At 64.4% G+C, this 19,744-nt stretch carries 16 protein-coding genes; 9 read left to right on the top strand and 7 right to left on the bottom strand.

What is annotated here, in order from left to right; translation table 11 throughout:
• Nucleotides 1-54 precede the first annotated feature (54 nt).
• The gene (gene yccS, locus H3221_RS03475) at nt 55-2,226 is read right to left on the bottom strand and encodes a YccS family putative transporter (protein WP_196475510.1); all 2,172 of its coding nucleotides are present in this window, start codon (nt 2,224-2,226) and stop codon (nt 55-57) included.
• A gap of 217 nt (nt 2,227-2,443) precedes the next feature.
• Between yccS and H3221_RS03470 the strand changes: the two genes are divergently transcribed.
• The 7 genes from H3221_RS03470 to H3221_RS03440 all read left to right on the top strand — a co-directional run bounded on the left by H3221_RS03470 (nt 2,444) and on the right by H3221_RS03440 (nt 8,622).
• Nucleotides 2,444-3,889 carry an NfeD family protein gene (locus H3221_RS03470; protein ID WP_224490468.1) on the top strand — a complete coding sequence of 482 codons (1,446 nt, stop codon included), beginning with the start codon at nt 2,444-2,446 and terminating at the stop codon, nt 3,887-3,889.
• The gene (locus tag H3221_RS03465) at nt 3,889-4,650 is read left to right on the top strand and encodes a slipin family protein (RefSeq protein ID WP_196475511.1); all 762 of its coding nucleotides are present in this window, start codon (nt 3,889-3,891) and stop codon (nt 4,648-4,650) included. The genes H3221_RS03470 and H3221_RS03465 overlap by 1 nt, the downstream gene beginning before the upstream one ends.
• Before the next feature lie 31 nt (nt 4,651-4,681).
• On the top strand, nt 4,682-5,278 hold the full coding sequence (locus H3221_RS03460) for a TetR/AcrR family transcriptional regulator (protein ID WP_224490466.1): 597 nt from the start codon (nt 4,682-4,684) through the stop codon (nt 5,276-5,278).
• A 63-nt stretch (nt 5,279-5,341) separates the two neighbouring features.
• Nucleotides 5,342-6,043 (top strand): glutathione S-transferase family protein, encoded by a 702-nt coding sequence (locus H3221_RS03455; protein ID WP_196475512.1) that lies wholly within the window; start codon nt 5,342-5,344, stop codon nt 6,041-6,043.
• Nucleotides 6,040-6,723 (top strand): glutathione S-transferase N-terminal domain-containing protein, encoded by a 684-nt coding sequence (locus H3221_RS03450; RefSeq protein WP_196475513.1) that lies wholly within the window; start codon nt 6,040-6,042, stop codon nt 6,721-6,723. The genes H3221_RS03455 and H3221_RS03450 overlap by 4 nt, the downstream gene beginning before the upstream one ends.
• Before the next feature lie 92 nt (nt 6,724-6,815).
• Entirely contained in the window at nt 6,816-7,940 is a 1,125-nt protein-coding gene (gene ald, locus H3221_RS03445; protein ID WP_196475514.1) for an alanine dehydrogenase, read from the top strand.
• 46 nt (nt 7,941-7,986) lie between these two features.
• Nucleotides 7,987-8,622 (top strand): dioxygenase family protein, encoded by a 636-nt coding sequence (locus H3221_RS03440; RefSeq protein WP_196475515.1) that lies wholly within the window; start codon nt 7,987-7,989, stop codon nt 8,620-8,622.
• Nucleotides 8,623-8,630: 8 nt separating this feature from the next.
• Here H3221_RS03440 and H3221_RS03435 read toward each other — a convergent pair whose 3' ends face one another.
• Both H3221_RS03435 and H3221_RS03430 read right to left on the bottom strand, forming a co-directional pair.
• Complete coding sequence (locus tag H3221_RS03435; protein ID WP_196475516.1) at nt 8,631-10,445, bottom strand: SLC13 family permease; 1,815 nt, start codon at nt 10,443-10,445, stop codon at nt 8,631-8,633.
• Nucleotides 10,446-10,557: 112 nt separating this feature from the next.
• Nucleotides 10,558-11,742: a BaiN/RdsA family NAD(P)/FAD-dependent oxidoreductase gene (locus H3221_RS03430; RefSeq protein WP_196475517.1), complete on the bottom strand. Its 1,185-nt coding sequence runs from the start codon at nt 11,740-11,742 to the stop codon at nt 10,558-10,560.
• A gap of 207 nt (nt 11,743-11,949) precedes the next feature.
• Here H3221_RS03430 and H3221_RS03425 point away from each other — a divergent pair, with 207 nt between their 5' ends.
• Nucleotides 11,950-12,681 (top strand): substrate-binding periplasmic protein, encoded by a 732-nt coding sequence (locus H3221_RS03425; RefSeq protein ID WP_196475518.1) that lies wholly within the window; start codon nt 11,950-11,952, stop codon nt 12,679-12,681.
• Here the strand turns inward: H3221_RS03425 and H3221_RS03420 are convergent, their stop codons facing one another.
• Genes H3221_RS03420 through mdtD form a run of 3 tightly spaced genes read right to left on the bottom strand, consistent with a single transcriptional unit; the run spans nt 12,682 to nt 16,806 of the window.
• Entirely contained in the window at nt 12,682-13,917 is a 1,236-nt protein-coding gene (locus H3221_RS03420; RefSeq protein ID WP_196475519.1) for a GGDEF domain-containing response regulator, read from the bottom strand.
• Nucleotides 13,918-13,958: 41 nt separating this feature from the next.
• Nucleotides 13,959-15,335, bottom strand: coding sequence for an ATP-dependent RNA helicase DbpA (gene dbpA / locus H3221_RS03415; RefSeq protein ID WP_196475520.1), 1,377 nt, complete (start codon nt 15,333-15,335; stop codon nt 13,959-13,961).
• A gap of 49 nt (nt 15,336-15,384) precedes the next feature.
• Nucleotides 15,385-16,806: a multidrug transporter subunit MdtD gene (gene mdtD, locus H3221_RS03410; protein WP_196475521.1), complete on the bottom strand. Its 1,422-nt coding sequence runs from the start codon at nt 16,804-16,806 to the stop codon at nt 15,385-15,387.
• A 144-nt stretch (nt 16,807-16,950) separates the two neighbouring features.
• Between mdtD and torT the strand changes: the two genes are divergently transcribed.
• Entirely contained in the window at nt 16,951-17,970 is a 1,020-nt protein-coding gene (gene torT / locus H3221_RS03405; RefSeq protein ID WP_196475522.1) for a TMAO reductase system periplasmic protein TorT, read from the top strand.
• Here torT and betA read toward each other — a convergent pair.
• Nucleotides 17,959-19,665, bottom strand: coding sequence for a choline dehydrogenase (gene betA, locus H3221_RS03400; RefSeq protein WP_196475523.1), 1,707 nt, complete (start codon nt 19,663-19,665; stop codon nt 17,959-17,961). The two genes, torT and betA, sit on opposite strands and share 12 nt — an antisense overlap.
• Nucleotides 19,666-19,744: the final 79 nt, after the last annotated feature.

The raw sequence follows: 19,744 nt of genomic DNA, 5'->3' as shown, positions 1-19,744 counted from the left end.
CAAGGCCTGGGAACTAGGCGTCGTTAGATAGTGGCAGAAAGCCCCGTGAGCCTGCTAGTGGCGATCCTTCTGCAGATGCGCGGCCAGCGTGCGCAGGGGCGCGAGCTGGCGGCAGATCAGCGCCAGTTGCGTCTGCACCAGGCGCTGGCGCTCGTCGACGTCGTCGGCGATCTGCTCCAGGCTCTGCGCCAGTGCCTGTTCCTCGTCGCTGTGAATGGCCAACGGCTGCTCGCCGCGCAGACCGGTGGCGATATCATCGAGGCTGTTCGCCAGCGCTTCGGCCTGTTCCAATAATTGTGCCTGGGCCGTCTGCGGCAACTGCTCGCCACGATGGGCGCCGAGCCCGGAGAGGTAACTGAGCAGTGTGTGCGACAGCACCAGGAAGCGAAAACCGAGGTCGGCGTCCTTACGGAAGTACCCTGGCTCCATCAGCATGTTGCCGAGGGTGGTGGACAGCGCTGCATCGGCGTTGTGCGCGTTACGTCGAGCCAGGCGGTAGCCGAGGTCGTCACGCTTGCCGTGTGCGTACTGGGCGATGATCTGCCGCAGGTAGGCGCTGTTGCAGCTCAGCGTGCTGGCCAACATGCGCCCCAGGCGACGGCCCTGCCAGTCCGGCAGGATCAGGAACACCGCCAGCCCGGCCAGCATGCCGCCGAGCAGGGTGTCGACCAGGCGCGGCAGGAACAGGCCGTAGCCATCGCCGATCTGGTTGAAGCAGAACAGCACCAGCAGGGTGATCGCCGCCGTGGCCAGGGTGTAGCGCGTGCTGCGTGTGGCGAAGAAGGCGACGCCGGCGACCACGGCAAACAGGGCCTGGATGCGTGGGTCGGGGAACAGATCGATCAATGCCCAGCCTAACCCCAAGCCAATCAGGGTGCCGACGATGCGCTGCACCAGCTTTAGACGCGTGGCGCCGTAGTTCGGCTGGCAGACGAACAGGGTGGTCAGCAGAATCCAGTAGCCCTGGGTCGGATGAATCAGGTGCAGCAGGCCATAACCGGCAGCCAGAGCAATGGACAGGCGCAGCGAGTGGCGAAACAGCAGCGAGGTGGGTGTCAGTTGCTGGCCGATGCGTTCGATGACCTCGCGCAACGAATGCGGTTCGCGATCCAGCAGGCTGCTGTCCTGCTCATCGGCCAGGGCGTCGGGGTTGCTGGCACTGCCGAGCAGCAGGTCGAGGCTGGCGAGGTTGCCGGCCAGTGCGCCGAGCGAGCGCAGCAGGCGGCGCCAGGCCGGGTTGCTTTGCAGATGCAGGTGGTCGAGGGAGGCATGCAGGTCTTCCAGAGCCTGGCTGCACAGCTCGCGGTATTCGAACGGCTGGCGCAACTCGATGGCACTGCCCAGGCGCTGGCAGGCTTCGCCGTGCAGACGCAGCAGGCGCTGGCAGCGAAACAGCACATCGCTGTGGAAGAAGGCTTCGGCCAGTTCGTTGTAAGGGTAGTGCGACGAGCTGGCGCGCTCGTGGATGTCCTGGGCAAGGAAGTACAGCTTCAGATAACGATTGACCTTGGGGCCTGGGCGACCGCCTCCGACCCGGTGCAGGATGATCTCCTTGGCCGCGTTGAGTGCGGAGACGACGCGGCCATTCTGCTGGGCCAACTCCAGACGGCGTTGCTCCACATCCAGTTGGCGCACGGGTTCGAACAGCGCTGCCTTGAGCTTGAGGTACTTGCCCAGTTCGCGAAACAGTCGGGCCAGGGCGAGCTGTACCGGCTGATGGGCGAACAGGCCATGCCAGATCACCGACAGCAGGCCGTACCAGGCGGCACCAGCCACCAGCAGCAACGGTTCCAACCACAGGCCGGCGACGCCGCCGCGCTGCTCGACGCCGATCATGCTGTACACCGCGAGGATCAGGGTGCCGGAACCCAGGGTGGCGAAGCGTTCACCGAGTGCGCCGAGCATGGTCAGACAAAAGGCGGAAAAGGCCAGGGCGATGACGAACAACCAGGGATAGGGAAAGAGAAATTCCACCGCATAGGCCGCCGCGCTGAAGCAGGCCAGGGTGACCAGCACTGCGCCGAGGCGGCCTTGCCAGCTGTCGTCGGTCTCGGTCAGGGCGCTGGCGATGATGCCGAGAAACAGTGGGATCAGCCCATGCATCCAGCCCTGCCACCCGCACAGCGCCAGGGCTCCGGCCAGGGCGATGAATACCCGCAGGCTGGCGCTGAACTTGTCCAGCGCCCAGAGGCGGCGCAGTGATTGACGAAGGCGAGGGCGGGGCATAGGAAGTAGAGTCGGAAACGATCTGAGCAGACTACCGGAACTGGCCAGTCACTGGGTATCTGTCTGCTGGCAATCTGTTTGGCCTGGCGCCTTTTGCAATTTCATCATCCGTCTCGCGGATAAGTCTGCTTCTACAGCGAGCAGCTGCTGGCGCACCCGTACATCCCCTGTAGCACATCCGCCGGTCCTGTCGCGGGAGCCGCTGGAGGCATGAACTATGCTCAACAGAGGCCCTCCGCCAGCTGCCTGGTATCACTGCGGGGCCTGGGAGTCGAACGTGTTTCCTGGCTGGTTGCGTCTGTGTCTGTGTGCCCTGATCCTCTGCGGTTCGGTGGGGGCGAGTGCGGCGCCGGGCGCGGTGGTGCAGCTGCAGGTGGACGGGGTGATCGGCCCGGCCAGTGCCGACTACCTGGTGCGCGGCTTGGCCAAGGCGGTGGACGAGGGTGCGCAACTGGTGGTGATCGAAATCGACACGCCGGGCGGCCTGGATACCTCCATGCGCGCCATCATCAAGGCGATTCTCGCCAGCCAGATTCCAGTGGCCAGCTATGTCGCCCCGGGTGGCGCGAGGGCAGCCAGCGCCGGCACCTATATCCTCTACGCCAGTCATGTCGCCGCCATGGCGCCGGGCACCAATCTCGGCGCAGCCACGCCGGTGGCCATTGGCATGCCGGCGGCGCCGAGCAAACCGACGGGCGAGGACAAGGAGGACGCGCAGAATAAGGGAGAAGCCGACAAGATGCCGGCCGATGCCATGACAGCCAAGCAGGTCAACGATGCGGCCGCCTACATCCGCGGGCTGGCGAATATGCGCGGGCGCAATGCCGAGTGGGCCGAACAGGCGGTGCGCGAGGCTGTCAGCCTGTCCGCCGAGGAGGCGCTGGAGCAGAAGGTGATCGACTATCTGGCCAGGGACCTGAGCGATTTGCTGCGCCAGCTTGATGGCAAGTCCCTGCAAGCCGCAGGCGTCGAAGTCACCCTGGCCACCGCCGGTGCGCCGCTAATCAGCCATGCGCCGGACTGGCGCACCCGGCTGCTGGCGGTGATCACCAACCCCAGCGTGGCGCTGATCCTGATGATGATCGGTGTCTACGGCCTGTTCTTCGAGTTTTCCAATCCCGGTAGCGGCGTCGGCGGTGTGCTCGGTGGCATCAGCCTGGTGCTCGCGCTCTACGCCCTGCAGCTGTTGCCGGTGAACTACGCCGGGATCGCGTTGATCCTGCTCGGTATTGCCTTCATCACCGCCGAGGCCTTCTTGCCCAGCTTCGGTGTGCTCGGTATCGGCGGGGTGGTTGCGTTCGTCTTCGGCGGGTTGATCCTGATCGACACCGACGTGCCGGGCTTCGGTATCCCGCTGGCGCTGATCTTCACCCTCGCGCTGATCAGTGCCGCGCTGATCCTGGCCATAGTCGGTATGGCACTTCGGGCCAGGCGGCGTCAGCAGGTGGCCGGTGACAGCGGTCTGGTCGGCAGCCTGGTGGCCATAACCGCAGTGCGCGACGACGATCCGCGCGCCGGTTGGGTGGCGCTGCAGGGCGAGCGTTGGCAGGTGGAGGGCGCTGCTCCACTGCGGCCTGGGCAGCAGGTACGCGTCATGGCGCGCGAAGGCGTGCATCTGCAGGTCAGCGCGGTGGATGAACCGCCGCGCCAAGGAGGTTTCTGATGGGTTTCGAACTGAGTTTTCTGTCGTTGGTAATCATCGTCCTGGCACTGCTCGTCTCATCATTTCGCATCCTTCGCGAATACGAGCGTGGCGTGGTGTTCCAGCTCGGCCGTTTCTGGCGGGTCAAGGGGCCGGGCCTGGTGCTGGTCATCCCCGGGCTGCAACAGATGGTGCGGGTTGACCTGCGCACTATCGTGCTGGACGTTCCGACCCAGGATGTGATCTCCCGCGACAACGTCTCGGTCAAGGTCAACGCGGTGGTCTACTTCCGCGTGCTCGACGCGCAGAAGGCGATCATCCAGGTCGAGGATTACCACGTCGCCACCAGCCAGCTGGCGCAGACCACCTTGCGTGCAGTGCTCGGCAAACACGAGCTGGACGAGATGCTCGCCGAGCGCGAGCGACTCAACGTCGACATCCAGCAGGTGCTCGACGCGCAGACCGACGCCTGGGGCATCAAGGTGGCCAACGTCGAGATCAAGCACGTCGACCTCGACGAGTCGATGATCCGCGCCATCGCCAAGCAGGCCGAGGCCGAGCGCGAGCGGCGGGCCAAGGTGATTCACGCCGAAGGCGAGCTGCAGGCCTCGGAAAAACTCATGCAGGCCGCCGAGATGCTCGGCCGCCAGTCCGGCGCCATGCAGCTGCGTTATATGCAGACGCTGAGCAATATTGCCAGTGACAAGAGCTCGACCATCGTCTTTCCGCTACCGGTGGAGTTGTTGCGCGGCATCGTCGATCTGAAGGAGCCCAAGGCTTGAATTTAGAACCGATCAGTTCTAAATTGCGTGCATGACGACACGTGGACGCCCCAAGAGCTTCTGCCCGGACCGTGCCCTGGAAAACGCCATGCAGCTGTTCTGGCAACGCGGTTATGAAGCCGCGTCGCTGCAGGACCTGCAGGCGGCCACCGGGCTGTCCAAGAGCAGCCTGTATCAGACATACCCGAGCAAGCAGGCCTGGTTCGTCGCTGCCTTCAGCCGCTACGTAGCGCAGCGTCGTGCCTTGTTGCTGGAACAGCTTGCTGCCAGCACCTCGCCGCTCGCTTTCATCCGCGAGCGACTGCTCAGTGTGCTCGAAGACGACGGCCCTGACGGTGTGCCGCGTGGCTGCATGCTGGTCAATGTCGCCAATGAATTTTCCTTGTCGGAGCCAGCGCTGGTGCCAGTTCTGCAACAGGCCACGGCGGGTGTCTGCCAGGTCTTCGAGCAGGCGCTCGAACGCGCCGTGGCCTGCGGCGAGCTGAGGAGCGCTCAGGACCTCGCGGCTCGCGCCAGTTATCTGCAATGTGTGATGAGCGGGCTGCGTACCCAGGTGAAATCTGCGGTGCCGGCGGATTCGATCCGCGCCACCGTGGAAGTGGTGATGGCCAGCCTGGATTGCGCCTGAGCCGTCCTGTGCTGGGTTTTGTTCGCTTGATTTTTGGACTGATTGGTTTTGAATGGGGGTGGTATGCGGGAATTGTTCGAGTTATGCGGTGCCGATCCTGAGCTGGTGTTCTCGCCCTACTGCTGGCGCGTACGTCTGGCGCTGGCGCACAAGGGGCTGGACTGGCAGAGCCGGCCGATACGCTTCACCGACAAGGAGTTGATCGCTTTTTCCGGGCAGAAGCTGGTGCCGGTGCTGATCGATGACGGTGAGACGGTGCATGACAGCCTGGCGATCTTCACTCACCTGGATCAGCGTTATCCGCAGCATCCCTTGCTCGGTGATGCATTGGCTGCCCAGCGCGCCCGCCTGGTCGAGCGCCTGAGCTTTAATATGGTGCGTGTGCCGCTGTTGAAGATTCTGCTTCCGCGGGTCTGGCAGGTGATCGACCCGGCTGACCGCGATTATTTCCGCAGTAGCCGGGAGAAGGCGCTGGGCGTGAGCCTGGAGGCGTTCGCCGATCCGCAGGGCGGTGAGCAGCTGTTTCGTGAAGGCGTGGCACCGCTGGAAATGTGGCTGCGTGAGCAGCCCTTCCTCGACGGCCAGACACCTGGCGGTTGCGATTACCTGCTGGCCGGCATGCTGCTCTGGGCCTGGTGCCTGGGCGCGCAGCCCTGGACCGACGACTCGGCTCTGGGCGCCTGGTTCGCGCGCATCCTGCAGACGTATGAAGCGACTCACGGCCCGGTCAAGCGGGCCGCGATCCACGTGGAGGAAAACCAATGATCGACCTGTACTACTGGACCACACCCAACGGCCACAAGGTCAGCATCTTTCTCGAGGAAGCCGGGTTGGACTACCGCATCATCCCGGTGCATATCGGCAAGGGCGAGCAGTTCGCGCCGGAGTTTCTCAAGATTGCGCCGAACAACCGTATTCCGGCCATCGTCGATCATGCGCCGGCCGATGGCGGTGAGCCCATCGCCCTGTTCGAATCCGGGGCGATTCTCGAATACCTGGCCGACAAGAGCGGGCAGTTCCTGCCGCGCGAGACACGCGCGCGTTTCACCGTGTTGCAGTGGCTGTACTGGCAGATGGGCGGCGTTGGCCCGATGGCAGGGCAGAACCATCACTTCGTGCGCTACGCACCGGAGCCGATTCCGTATGCCATCGATCGCTACGTGAAGGAAACCTCGCGCCTCTACGGTGTGCTGGACCGTCAACTGGCCGGTCGCGAGTACGTGGCGGACGATTATTCCATCGCCGACATGGCCATCTATCCCTGGGCCAAGCTGTGGAAGATGCAGCAACAGAAACTGGAGGACTTCCCCAACATGGCCGCCTGGCTCGAACGTATCGATGCGCGCCCCGCAGTACAGCGTGCCTACGCGCTGGTAGAACAGGTGAATGCCGATCCGCAAGCCTTGCTCACCGCAGAGGCCCGGCGCCTGTTGTTCGGGCAGTGACGGACGGACGAAATTTCTCGAGGATTTTCCTGTGAGCTGGCTCACGCTTTCCTAGACTTCACACTGTTGGCCCGCAATGGTTGGAGATGGTTATGCGAATCGGCGTACCCAAGGAAATCAAGAACCACGAGTACCGAGTCGGCCTCACGCCACAGTCGGTGGCCGAGCTGACGGCACTCGGCCATGAGGTCTGGATCGAAACTCATGCCGGTGCCGCTGTCGGTTTCGCCGACGAGGATTACCTCGAGGCGGGCGCGCAGATCGCCAGGAATTCATGCGAGGTGTTCCAGCAGGGGCAGTTGATCGTCAAGGTCAAGGAGCCTCTGGCGGTGGAACGGGCCAGGTTGCGCGCCCACCACACGCTGTTCACCTACCTGCACCTGGCGCCGGATCGGGCACAGACCGAAGAGCTGATGGCCGGCGGTGCCACCTGCATCGCCTATGAAACGGTGTCCGATGCACAGGGCCGGTTGCCATTGCTGGCGCCGATGTCGGAAGTGGCCGGGCGCATGTCGATCCAGGCTGGTGCCGGCTGCCTGGAAAAGGCCCGTGGCGGGCGTGGCGTGTTGTTGGGCGGCGTACCAGGCGTGGCGCCGGGCAAGGTGGTGATTCTCGGCGGCGGCGTGGTCGGCAGTCATGCCCTGGCCATGGCGGTCGGCCTGGGTGCCGATGTCACGGTGCTGGACAAGAGCGTCGACGCGCTGCGCCGGCTCGATGCCCAGTACGGCAATCGCATCACCACGCTCTACTCCACTCGCGCGGCGGTGCGCGAGCAGGTGCTGGCGGCCGACCTGGTGATTGGCGGGGTGCTGATTCCCGGGGCTGCCGCGCCCAAGCTGGTCACCGCGGACATGGTGCGGCAGATGAAGGCCGGTGCGGTGTTGGTGGATGTCGCCATCGACCAGGGTGGGTGCGCCGAGACTTCCCGCGCCACGACCCATGCCGAGCCCACCTATGTGGTCGATGATGTGGTGCACTATTGCGTGGCCAATATGCCCGGCGCGGTAGCGCGCACCTCGACCCTGGCACTGAACAACGCCACCCTGCCGTTCGTCGTGGCGCTCGCCCAGAAGGGCACTCGCCGCGCCTTGCAAGACGACCCGCATCTGCTGAATGGGCTCAACGTGGCCAGGGGTGCAATCACCTGCGGCAGCGTGGCCGAGGCCCATGGCCTGCCTTTTCAATCGGCCGCCGGGGTCCTGGAGCATCTGTCATAGCGTGTCGTGGCGGCCGCCTGGGTTGCGCGCTGCGGAGGAAAAGACCATGTCCAGCCGTCGCCATCTCCTCTTCGCCGCTGGCGGCGCTTTGCTGGCCAGCCCGGCACTGGCGCTGGCCGAGCGCCTGCTGACCCCAAGGCAGACGCTCGGCCCCTTCTACCCCGACCAACTACCGCTGGATAACGACAACGACCTGGTGCGAGTCGACGGCCAGGCCACAGAGGCGCGCGGGATTCGCGTGCAACTGCACGGCTCGATCCTCGATGCGGGTGGTCGACCACTGGCGGGGGCGCGGGTGGAAATCTGGCAAGTGGATGTCAACGGTATCTACCTGCACAGTCGCGGCGGTGACCGCCAGAGGCTCGATCCCGGATTCCAGGGTTATGGCCGTTTCACCACCGCAGCCGATGGGCGCTATCGTTTTCGCACCATTCGCCCGGTGCCCTATCCCGGCCGCACGCCGCATATCCATCTGGCAGTGACCCTGCCCGGCCTGCCGCGTTTCACGACGCAGTGCTATGTCCAAGGCGAACCGCTCAATCAGCGCGATGGCCTGCTCAACGCGATCCGCGACCCACGCTTGCGCGAACTGTTGGTCGTGCCCTTCGTGCCGGTGAGCGGGCAGACCGACGAGCAGGTTGCCCGCTTCGACGTGGTGCTCGGCATCACCCCGAACGCTTGAGTGGATGATTACAACGGCCAGATCCACAGCAGCATGGGCACACTGATCAGCACCACGAGGATTTCCAGTGGCAGGCCCAGGCGCCAGTAGTCGCCAAAACGGAAACCACCGGGGCTGAGGATCAGGGTGTTGTTCTGGTGGCCAATGGGCGTGAGGAACGAGCAGGAGGCGCCGATAGCCACGGCCATCAGCAGCGAGTCCGGGCTGACGCCGAGCTGGCTGGCGGCGCTCAGCGCGATGGGGCACATCACCGCTGCCGTCGCCGCGTTGTTCATGAAATCCGACAGGGTCATGGTCACCACCAGCAACAGGGTCAGAGTGATGATGGCGTTGCCCTGTGCCAGGTTCTCCATCAGTAGGCGTGCCAGCAGATCGGCCGCGCCCGAGGCGGACATCGCACCAGCCACCGGGATCAAGGCCCCGAGCAACACGATCACCGGCCAGTCGATGGACTCGTAGACGGCGCGCAGCGGCACCAGACGCAGCAGCATGTAGGCCAGTACACCGCTGGCGAAGGCAATCGCAGCCGAGAGCAGGCCGAAGGCGGCGGCAGCGATGGCCAGCAGCATGATGCCGAGCGCGAGGTTGGCCTGTCGTGGATCGGGAATGTTGATGGCGCGTGCGGCCAACGGTACGCAGTCATAGTCGCTGGCGAACTCGCCGATATCCTCGGCGCTGCCCTGCATCAGCAACACGTCACCGCCCTGGATCAGGGTCGAGCGCAGGCGCTTGATCGAGCGATGGCTCTGCCTGGAAATGGCCAGCAGGTTGATGGAATAGCGGCTGCGCAAACGTGTGCTGCTGGCAGAACGGCCAATCAGTGACGAGTCGGGCTTGACCAGCAGTTCCTGCATGGCACGGTCTTCACCGTTGCTGGCTTTCTTGTCTGCTTCGCCGTCCTTGGCCTGCTGCTGCTGCTCGGCTTCCTCGGCTTCGCGCTCGGCCTCCAGCAACAGGTCCAGCTGGCCGAGCACCTCGCCCAGCTCCTCCGGTTCCGCTTCGATCACCAGTACGTCGTCGGCCTGCAGTACACGCCGAGGGTTGGGCGCGGTCAGGCGCAGCTTGTTGCGCACCATGGCCACCACCTGGGCGTCGGCCTCGTCGAGCAACTGTTCGATCTCGCGCAGGGTCTTGCCCTCGGCCTTGCCGCCTTCCTTGACTCGCGCCTCGGTCAGGTAATGGCCAGTGTCGAAGCTGGCGGCGTTACCTACTTCGCGTTTGGGCACCAAGCGCCAGCCGAGCAGGGTGATGAACAGCACGCCGGCCACTGCCACGGCGACACCAACCGGGCTGAAATCGAACATGGCGAAGGGACCGCTGCCATTCTGGGCGCGAAAGCTGGAGACGATCAGGTTCGGCGGGGTGCCGATCAGTGTGGTCATGCCGCCGAGGATGGTGCCGAAGGCCAGCGGCATCAGCACGCGCCCCGGCGGCAATTCCAGGCGTGCAGAAATCTGCAGGGCGATGGGCATCAGCAGGGCGAGGGCGCCGACGTTGTTCATGAATGCCGAAAGCAGCGCGCCCAGGCTGGTCAATGCGGCGATGGACAGCAGCACGCCAGCGCCGCTGGGCAGCAGTCGTTGGGCCAGTCGACTGACTGCCCCCGTGCGCTGCAAACCATGGCTGAGTACCAGCACGCAGGCGACGGTGATCACCGCTGGGTGACCGAAGCCTGCAAAGGCTTCGCGCTCGGGTACCAGGCCAACGATCACGCAGGTCAGCAGCGCGCCCAGCGCTACCACGTCATGGCGCCAGCGGCCCCAGATGAACGACCCCATGCTGGCAACGAGAATGACGAAAATCAGGCCTTGTTCGAGCGTCATGAGGCGGTGCCGTCCCTGTTATTTGCAGACTTCTGGTCTGCTGTTCATAGCAGAGTCTGCGCCGCGTCGGCAGTTCCCGCTGCGCTGTCGACTGGGGCGCAATATTTCAGCCTCAGACGTATTGCGCGGCGGCGTAGCCCGACGCCCAGGCCCACTGGAAGTTGAAGCCGCCCAGGTGGCCGGTGACGTCGAGCACTTCGCCGATGAAATACAGGCCAGGCACCTTGAGCGATTCCAGCGTCTTGGATGACACCTCGTCGGTATTCACCCCGCCCAGGGTCACTTCTGCAGTGCGGTAGCCTTCGGTGCCAGCCGGTACCAATTGCCAGTCGGACAGGCGCTCGGCAATCGTCTTGAGCTCGCCGGGCGTGTACTGCTTGAGCGGTTTGTTGGTGAACCAGCTGTCGACCAGCAGGGTCGCCATCTTCTTGGTGAACAGCTCGGCCAGCAGGGTTTTCAGCTCGCTGTTGCCACGCTCGCGCTGCTGGGTGGCCAGCCATTCGGGCAGATCGATATGCGGCAGCAGGTCGATATGCACGGTATCGCCCGGCTGCCAGTAAGAGGAGATCTGCAGGATCGCCGGGCCGGACAGGCCACGGTGGGTGAAGAGGATGTTTTCGACGAAACTCTGGCCATTGCAACTCACCCGGCAGTCTTCCACCGAGGTGCCGGAAAGCTCCGTGCACAGCGTCTTGAGCTGCGGGTCGGTGAGGGTGAAAGGCACCAGGCCGGCACGGGTCGGCAGCAACTCGTGACCGAATTGCCTGGCCACCTGATAGCCGAAGCCGGTGGCGCCGAGGGTCGGGATCGACAGCCCGCCGCTGGCGATCACCAGTGACTGGCAGGCCACTTCGCCGAGGTCGCTTTGCAGCAGGAAGCCGCCTTCGGTCTTTTCGATGGTGTGTACCGCCGTGTCCAGGCGAATCTGTGCCCCGGCCTCGGCACATTCGGCCAGCAGCAGTTCGAGGATGTCGCTGGACTTGTTGTCGCAAAACAGCTGGCCAAGTTTCTTCTCGTGGTAGGGCACGCCGTGCTTGGCCACCAGGCCGATGAAGTCCCACTGGGTGAAGCGCGCCAGGGCGGACTTGCAGAAGTGCGGGTTACCGGAGAGGAAGTTGTTCGGCTCGCAGTACAGGTTGGTGAAGTTGCAGCGGCCACCACCCGACATGAGGATCTTCTTGCCGGCCTTGTTGGCATGGTCGAGCACCAGCACGCGGCGGCCACGGGCGGCGGCAGTGGCAGCGCACATGAGGCCGGCGGCGCCTGCGCCGATGATCAGTACGTCGGTTTGCAACACGAAATGTCCTCAGGTGAATCGCTGACGCAGCCAGCGCTGCGCGTAAACCGCTGAAGTTTACCCGAAGCCGCTCTGGGCCGCCGGTTCTGCCAGTGCCTGGGTAACGCTGTGTAGAGCGTGCGCCTGTATGTTTCAAATTTGAGACAGTGACGAGTGGCGTTGCGCCTGCTATCACTAGAGCTGATCGTTTCGGATGGATCGCCACCCATGCTCGCAGTGCGTGCCTGGTTACTGCTCTTGTTGCTGTCGCCGGTACTGGCCTCGGCAGAGCTGTTGCGCCTGGTGGCCGACCCCTGGCCGCCGTTCAATGATCAACGGCTGCCCGGCAAAGGTCTGGCCAGTGATCTGGTGGAGCAGGCACTGGCCCGTGCCGGCTACACCACCCGCTATGTGGAGGTGCCCTGGGAGCGTGCGGTGCTGGGGCTCAAGCGTGGCGATCACGATGTGCTGATCAACGCCTGGTACAGCGCCGATCGCACCGAGTACGGCTATTTTTCCCAGCCTTATCTGGTCAACCGCATCCGCTTCATGCGGCGCAAGGGGAGCGATATTCAATTCGAGACCCTGGCCGATCTCTATCCGCACAGCATCGCGGTGGTCAGGGGCTATGCCTATTCCAGGGAGTTCGACAGCGATCCGCAATTGCTCAAGGTCGGCGTGGGCAGTTTCGAGATCGCCGCGCGGATGCTGCATGCCGGGCGCGTGCAACTGGCGCTGGAGGACGAGTGGGTGGCGCGCCACCTGCTGGGGCGCAAGCTGAGCGCCATCCGCGATGAGCTGGAGTTCCTGCCATTACCCCTGAGCGAGAACGGCCTGCATATCCTGATACGCCGTAGCCATGCGCAGCATCGCGACATTGCCAGGCGTTTCGATGCGGCGATTCAGGCCATGCGCGATGACGGCAGTTATGCCGCAACGCTGCAGCGCCACAGCCCCTGATCAGGCCAGTACGGTGCGCGCACGCCCCTGTTGCTTGGCCCGGTACAGGCGAATGTCGGCTTCGTGCAGCAGGCTTTCCAGGTCCTCGGGTTCACCCTGGTAGAGGCCCGCGCTGAACGATAGCGCGGGTGCGCCGACGGCGTAGTGCAGGCTGGCGCACTGTCGGCGCAGTTTATCCAGCGCCTGAGCCACATGATCCGCACCATGCAGTGTAAGTAGGGCAAATTCCTCACCGCCCAGGCGGCCCAGCAGCATGTCGGGAAAGGTATTGCTCATCGCCCGGGCGAACACCACCAGGGCGCTGTCGCCGCTGGCATGACCGAAGCCGTCGTTGATCTGCTTGAAGTGGTCGAGATCGAGCATCGCCACGCTGACCTCGCGACTTTCCCGTTGTGCCTTCTGCAGTATCTGCATGCCTTGCTCGTAGAAGGCGCGGCGGTTGTTCAGGCCGGTCAGGGCATCGAACTGCGCGGCCTTTTTCAGTGCGCGCAACAGGTCGCGTCGCTCCAGGGTCGACATTACCCGGCAGTTCAGTTCTTCAGGGCAGAAGGGTTTGCGCAGGAAGTCGTCGGCACCGTGCTTGATGAACTGCGCACTGAGCGACCCCTTCGGGTCGGCGGAGACGCCGATGATGATCAGGTCATTGAGGCGCAGCTTCTGTCGCAGCAGCTTGACCAGCTCGAAACCGCTGACACCGGGCATGGCATGGTCCAGCACCAGCAGGTCGATATCCGGGTGCTCGCCCAGCTGGCGCAGGGTCTCCTTGCCGTCGCTGGCCTCGATGATCTGATAGTGGTGTGGCTCAAGGATATGGCGGATGTAATGGCGCTGCGCCGTGGAGTCGTCGGCGATGAGAATCTTGATATGGCTGTTGTGGTCGAGCCGGTGCAGCAGACGGAAGGCGTACTCATAGGAGTGCTGGCTCTCCTTGAGCACGTAGTCGACCACGCCTTTCATCAGCAATTCGTCGCGGCGCTGTTCGTTGTAACTGCCACTGAGCACGATGCATGGCAGGTGATAGCGCATCACCAGATCGACGCTCTCGCCATCCGGCGCATCCGGCAGGTGCAGGTCGACGATGGCAGCGAAGAACAGTGCCGCAGAGGTCTCCAGCATGACTTCCGCTTCTGCCAGTGACGCACAGAAGATCGGCTCCAGATCGGTTTCCTGACGAAACAGATGCTCGAGGATCTTCAGTACCAGTGGACTGTCTTCAATGACCAGAATATTGCGCATGGGTGACTCCGGCCCAGGCCGTTTGACTCTTTATATCAGCCTTACAATAGACGCACACGCAGCGTTCTACCTTTGATCTTGCCTTCGGTGAGGCGCTGTAGCGCCTGGCGGGCGACGTCGCGTTCGACTGCGACATAGGCCTGGTAGTCGAAGAGGGCGATCTTGCCGACCTGGCTACCGGGCAGCCCGGCGTCGCCGGTCAGGGCACCGAGGATATCGCCCGGGCGTAGCTTATCCTTGCGTCCGGCGCCGATGCAGATCGTGTGCATCGGTGGCAGCAGCGGCTCACCCGTCGCCTTGGCTGCAGGCAGCGGGTACCAGGCCAGTTCCTTGCCCTGCAGGGTTTCGATGGCCTGGGCGCGACCGGCTTCGGCGGGCGCCACCAGGCTCAGTGCCAGGCCTTTCTCGCCCGCGCGACCACTGCGGCCGATGCGGTGGATATGCACCTCGGCATCGCGCGACAGCTCGACGTTGATCACCATTTCCAGCCCGGCGATATCCAGTCCACGCGCCGCGACGTCGGTGGCCACCAGCACGCTGAGGCTGCGATTGGCGAACAGGGCGAGAATCTGATCGCGATCACGCTGCTCCAGATCGCCATGCAGGGCGGCGGCAGAAATCTTCTCGGCCTCCAGCTGTGCGGCCAGTTCGTCACACTGTTGGCGCGTGGCGCAGAAGGCCACGGTCGGTTGTTTGCGGAAATGCCGCAGCAGGGTGCTGACCGCTTCCATGCGCTGGCTCGGCGCTATTTCGTAGAAGCGCTGCTCGATCTGCCCGTCGTCGTGCTGTGCCTCCACTTCGACCCGCTCCGGGCTACGCAAAAAACGCGCGGCAAGCTGTTCGATGGCGGGCGGGTAGGTGGCGGAGAACAGCAGGGTCTGGCGGCGCGCCGGGGTCTGCTCGATGATTTCGCTGATGCTGTCGATGAAGCCCATGTCGAGCATGCGGTCGGCTTCGTCGAGTACCAGGGTATTGAGCCCATCGACTTTCAGTGTGCCCTTGCGCAGGTGCTCCTGCACGCGTCCCGGAGTACCGACGATAACGTGTGCACCGTGCTCCAGCGAGCCGATCTGCGGGCCGAAGGGTACGCCGCCGCAGAGGGTGAGCACCTTGATGTTGTCGGCAGCACGGGCCAGGCGACGGATCTCCTTGGCCACCTGATCGGCCAGTTCGCGCGTTGGGCACAGCACCATGGCCTGGCAGCCGAAGTAGCGCGGGTTGAGCGGGTGCAGCAGGCCTATGCCGAAGGCTGCGGTCTTGCCGCTGCCGGTCTTGGCCTGGGCGATCAGGTCGCGGCCCTTGAGAATCAGCGGCAGGCTGGCGGCCTGGATGGGCGTCATCTCGGCATAGCCGATGGCGGCGAGATTGGCCTGCATGGCGGCAGAAATGGGCAGGCTGGCGAAGGCAGTAGCGGTCACGGCAAGAGCTCGGGGGTGAAGAAACAGGCCGGCAGTGTAGCAGGCCCGCTCATTCGTCCGCTGAAACCTCGATATTGCGCCCGCTACGGCCATCTTTCGTGTCCAGTTGCAGGAAGATCGCCGCCGCCAGCATCGACAGCAAGCCAACGCACAGGTAGGTCGCCTGGAATGCCTGCAGTACATGATCACTGCCACCCAGTTCACGGCTGAAGCCGCTGAGCAGCGCCGCCGCCGAGGCAACGCCAAGGCCCATCGCCAGTTGCACCACTACCGACAGCAGGCTGTTGCCGCTGCTGGCGTCGCGGTTGTCCAGATCGATCAGCGTTACCGTGTTCATCGCGGTGAACTGCAGGGAATTGCAGGCACCGATCAGGCTCAGCTGGATGATCAACTGCAAGGTCGAGGTCTGTGCATCGACCAGGGCCAGACTGGCGATCAGGGCGCCGAGCAGCAGGGTGTTGCTGGTGAGGATGTTGCGGTAACCGAGGCGCTCGATCAGCGGCCTGGCCAGCGGCTTGGCCGCCATGGCCGCCAGCGCCAGGGGAATCAGACTCATGCCGGCCTGGGCCGGCGAATAGCCCATCGCCAATTGCAGCAGCAGCGGCGTGAGGAAGGGCAGCGCGCCGCTGCCGAGGCGGGCGAACAGGTTGCCGATGATGCCCACGGCGAAACTGCGGGTGTGGAACAGCGAGGGTGAGAACAGCGGCTGTTCGATACGTCCGGCACGTAGCCAATAGGCGGCCAGGCAGGCCATGCCGCCGAGCAACAGCAGCACCACGCGCATGGTCGGCAGGTGCAGTTCGCCGAGCCCTTCCAGCGCCACGGTGATCAGCAGCATCGCCGCGCCGAACAGCAGAAAGCCGACGGTATCGAAGCGGCTGCGCTCGGGGCCGCGCAGGTCGGGCATGTGACGCCATACTGCCCAGCAACCGAGTAGCCCCACCGGCAGATTGATCAGGAAGATCCAGTGCCAGCTGGCCACCTCCACCAGCCAGCCGCCGAGGCTCGGGCCGATCAGCGGGCCGAGCAGGCCGGGCAGGGTAATGAAGCTCATGATCCGCACCAGCTCCGAACGCGGATAGGCGCGCAGCACCACCAGGCGTCCGACCGGCATCATCAGTGCGCCGCCCAGCCCCTGGATGACGCGTGCACCGATCAGCATGCTCAGCGACTCCGACAGCGCGCAGAGCAGCGAGCCGAGGCTGAACAGGGCAATGGCGCCGAAGAAGATGCGCCGCGTGCCGAAGCGGTCGGCTATCCAGCCCGAGGCCGGGATCAGCAGGGCCACGGTGAGCATGTAGGCGATCACCACCGACTGCATGCGCAATGGATTTTCGCCGAGATCGGCGGCCATGGCCGGTAATGCGGTGTTGAGGATAGTGCCGTCCAGCGTCTGCATGAAGAAGGCGATGGCGACTATCCAGGGCAGCAGGCGGGCGGTTCTGGGGTCGAGCAGGGTGGGGTTGGTCATGCTGTTCTCATGGTCTGTGCGCTCCACTCTAGGCCGCAGGCCGAGCCCGGGCAACTGCGGGTTGCCGATGTGCAAGCAGGTGCCAGAGGTGGTGCTACGCTGGGGTTACTGGCACATCGCCCCGCAAGGGCTAAGGACGGCGTCATGCGCTGGTTATCTCTGTGGCTTTCGCTGGCCTGCCAGCCGCTGCTGGCGGCCGAGTGGTTCCCCTATCCTGTACGTGCCGATGGCCGCATGCTGGATTACCGACCTTTGCCGGCGGCCAGCCAGCCCTGGCGCGTCTGCGCGCTGCTGCCCCATGGCAAGGACCGCTACTGGTGGGGCGTGGCCTGGGGGCTGGATCAGGAAGCCAGGCGTCTTGGCGTGCGGCTGGGCATCTACGAAGCCGGTGGTTACGAGTATGCCGAGGTGCAAGTGGAGCAGTTCGAGCATTGTGTAGCCGAGGGCGCCGATGCGTTCGTCGTGGCCAGCATCAACACCTATGACCTGTGCCACGCGGCAGACGTGCAGATCAAGGCTGGTCGACCGGTGATCGATCTGGTCAATCGCCTGGAATGCCCGGGGCTCAGCGCGCATTCGCGGGTCGACTTCGCTGACATGACGCGTGCCACGCTCAAGTATCTGGTACGTGTCAGCGAGGGGCGGCCGATTCAGGTCGGCTGGCTACCCGGCCCGGCCGATGCTGGCTGGGTGCAGGATGCCGAGCGCGGTCTGCGTGATGCCTTGCCTGGAACCCGGGTAACCCTGGTCCATGGTGGTTATGCCCCAGTTGATCGCAGCCGACAGGCGCAGCTGACGCGTGAGCTGCTCAAGCAGCATCCACGTCTCGATTACCTGATTGCCAATGCCGAAGCGGCTGCTTTTGCCGCGCAACTGGTGCGCAATATTGGCTCCGAAGCGCAGGTGTTGTCGTTCTATGCCACCGAACGGGTGCTGGAGCAGATTCGCGAAGGCCAGGTACTGGCGGCACCCACCGATTCACCGGTGATTCAGGCACGCATCGCGTTGGATCTGGCCGTTCGTGGTCTGCAGGGCGAAAAGCTGCCGCAGCTGGTGAGCCCGCAGATCGAGATGCTCGACGCTGCGTCATTGGATCGTTTCGACCTCGGCCGGCTGATGCCGCCCGAGGGGCACTGGATGATCCGCCAGGAATTACCCGACTAATCTGTCTTGCTGGCTGCGCAGCGGCGTACCACGCACCGGGCGTTCGCCCGCGACGAAGTAGGGCGCGTTGCTGCGCGGCAATGGCTGGCGCCCGCGAATCCGATCCGCGATCTTCTCGGCGATCATGATGGTGGTGGCGTTGAGGTTGCCGGTGATGATCTCCGGCATGATCGACGCATCCACCACGCGCAAACCCTGTAGGCCATGCACGCGGCCCTGACCATCGACTACCGCCATGTCGTCCTCGCCCATCTTGCACGAGCAGGATGGGTGGAAAGCCGTTTCCGCATGCTCGCGAATGAAGGCATCCAGCTCGGCGTCGCTCTGCACATGCGCGCCAGGGCTGATTTCACGCCCACGGTAAGGATCGAGCGCTGGCTGCGCCATGATCTCGCGGGTAAGGCGTATGCCGTCGCGAAACTCCTGCCAGTCCTGATCGGCGCTCATGTAGTTGAAGAGGATGCTCGGGTGCTGGCGCGGGTCCCTGGATTTGAGCTGAATGCGCCCGCGGCTGGGCGAGCGCATCGAGCCGACGTGCGCCTGGAAACCGTGCTCGTTCACCGCATTGCTGCCGTTGTAGTTGATCGCCACCGGCAGGAAGTGGAACTGGATGTTGGGCCAGGCGAACTCCGGGCGTGTGCGGATGAAACCGCCGGCCTCGAACTGGTTGCTGGCGCCGATGCCGTTGCCTGCGAACAGCCATTGTGCGCCGATGCCAGGCTGGTTGAGCAGCTTGAGCGCCGGGTACAGCGAGACTGGTTCGGTGCAGGCGTACTGCAGGTACATCTCCAGGTGATCCTGCAGGTTCTGGCCGACGCCGGGCAGTTCATGTACCAGCGGGATATCCAGCTCGCGCAGCAGCGCGGCGGGGCCGACGCCTGAGCGTTGCAGAATCTGCGGTGAGGCGATGGCGCCGGCGCACAGCAGCACTTCACGACGGGCACGGGCTTCGTTGGCGTTGTTCGAGTTGCCAATCAGATAGTTGACGCCGCTGGCACGCTTGCCGTCGAACAGGATGCGGTCGGTGGTTGCATGGGTGACGATGGTCAGGTTGGGCCGCGTCCGTGCCTGGTCCAGGTAGCCGCGCGCAGTGCTGGCACGGCGACCTTCCGGGGTCACGGTGCGGTCCATCGGGCCGAAGCCTTCCTGCTGATAGCCGTTGAGATCATCGGTGCGCGGATAGCCGGCCTGCACGCCGGCCTCGACCATGGCGTGGAACAACGGGTTGTTGCCGGCCTTGGGGGTGGTCACGCTGACCGGGCCGTCACCGCCGTGGTAATCGTTGGGGCCGATGTCGCGGGTTTCTGCCTTGCGGAAGTACGGCAGGCAGTCCAGATAGCTCCAGTCTTCCAGGCCTTTGGCCGTAGCCCAGTTGTCGAAGTCCAACGCGTTGCCGCGGATGTAGCACATGCCGTTGATCAGCGATGAGCCGCCCAGGCCCTTGCCGCGGCCGCATTCCATGCGGCGGTTGTTCATGTGCGGCTCGGGGTCGGTCTCGTAGGCCCAGTTGTAGCGCCGGCCCTGCAGCGGGAAAGCCAGGGCGGCGGGCATCTGGGTACGAAAGTCGAGGCGATAGTCCGGCCCACCGGCTTCCAGCAGCAGCACGCTGACGTCTGCGTCTTCGGTCAGTCGGGTGGCCAGGACGTTACCGGCCGAACCGGCGCCGATGATGATGTAGTCGAATTCCTGGGTCATGGCTCCTCCTGTTGCCCGGCTGTGATCCGGGAAAACGCGGTGATTGTTCCCGGATTGCATCCGGGCTACGGGGCGGCGG

It is taken from the genome of Pseudomonas chaetocerotis (assembly GCF_015712105.2).
Classification (GTDB): domain Bacteria; phylum Pseudomonadota; class Gammaproteobacteria; order Pseudomonadales; family Pseudomonadaceae; genus Aquipseudomonas; species Aquipseudomonas chaetocerotis.
This window is presented reverse-complemented; position numbering and strand designations above follow the sequence as displayed.

Coding starts and splice junctions, on each gene's coding strand:
- ald (WP_196475514.1), top strand. CDS start 6,816: ATGCGAATCGGCGTACCCAAGGAAATCAAGAACCACGAGTACCGAGTC.
- H3221_RS03465 (WP_196475511.1), top strand. CDS start 3,889: ATGGGTTTCGAACTGAGTTTTCTGTCGTTGGTAATCATCGTCCTGGCA.
- H3221_RS03420 (WP_196475519.1), bottom strand. CDS start 13,917: ATGCGCAATATTCTGGTCATTGAAGACAGTCCACTGGTACTGAAGATC.
- H3221_RS03435 (WP_196475516.1), bottom strand. CDS start 10,445: ATGACGCTCGAACAAGGCCTGATTTTCGTCATTCTCGTTGCCAGCATG.
- torT (WP_196475522.1), top strand. CDS start 16,951: ATGCGCTGGTTATCTCTGTGGCTTTCGCTGGCCTGCCAGCCGCTGCTG.
- H3221_RS03460 (WP_224490466.1), top strand. CDS start 4,682: ATGACGACACGTGGACGCCCCAAGAGCTTCTGCCCGGACCGTGCCCTG.
- H3221_RS03425 (WP_196475518.1), top strand. CDS start 11,950: ATGCTCGCAGTGCGTGCCTGGTTACTGCTCTTGTTGCTGTCGCCGGTA.
- H3221_RS03455 (WP_196475512.1), top strand. CDS start 5,342: ATGCGGGAATTGTTCGAGTTATGCGGTGCCGATCCTGAGCTGGTGTTC.
- H3221_RS03440 (WP_196475515.1), top strand. CDS start 7,987: ATGTCCAGCCGTCGCCATCTCCTCTTCGCCGCTGGCGGCGCTTTGCTG.
- H3221_RS03470 (WP_224490468.1), top strand. CDS start 2,444: ATGCTCAACAGAGGCCCTCCGCCAGCTGCCTGGTATCACTGCGGGGCC.
- H3221_RS03450 (WP_196475513.1), top strand. CDS start 6,040: ATGATCGACCTGTACTACTGGACCACACCCAACGGCCACAAGGTCAGC.
- mdtD (WP_196475521.1), bottom strand. CDS start 16,806: ATGACCAACCCCACCCTGCTCGACCCCAGAACCGCCCGCCTGCTGCCC.
- yccS (WP_196475510.1), bottom strand. CDS start 2,226: ATGCCCCGCCCTCGCCTTCGTCAATCACTGCGCCGCCTCTGGGCGCTG.
- betA (WP_196475523.1), bottom strand. CDS start 19,665: ATGACCCAGGAATTCGACTACATCATCATCGGCGCCGGTTCGGCCGGT.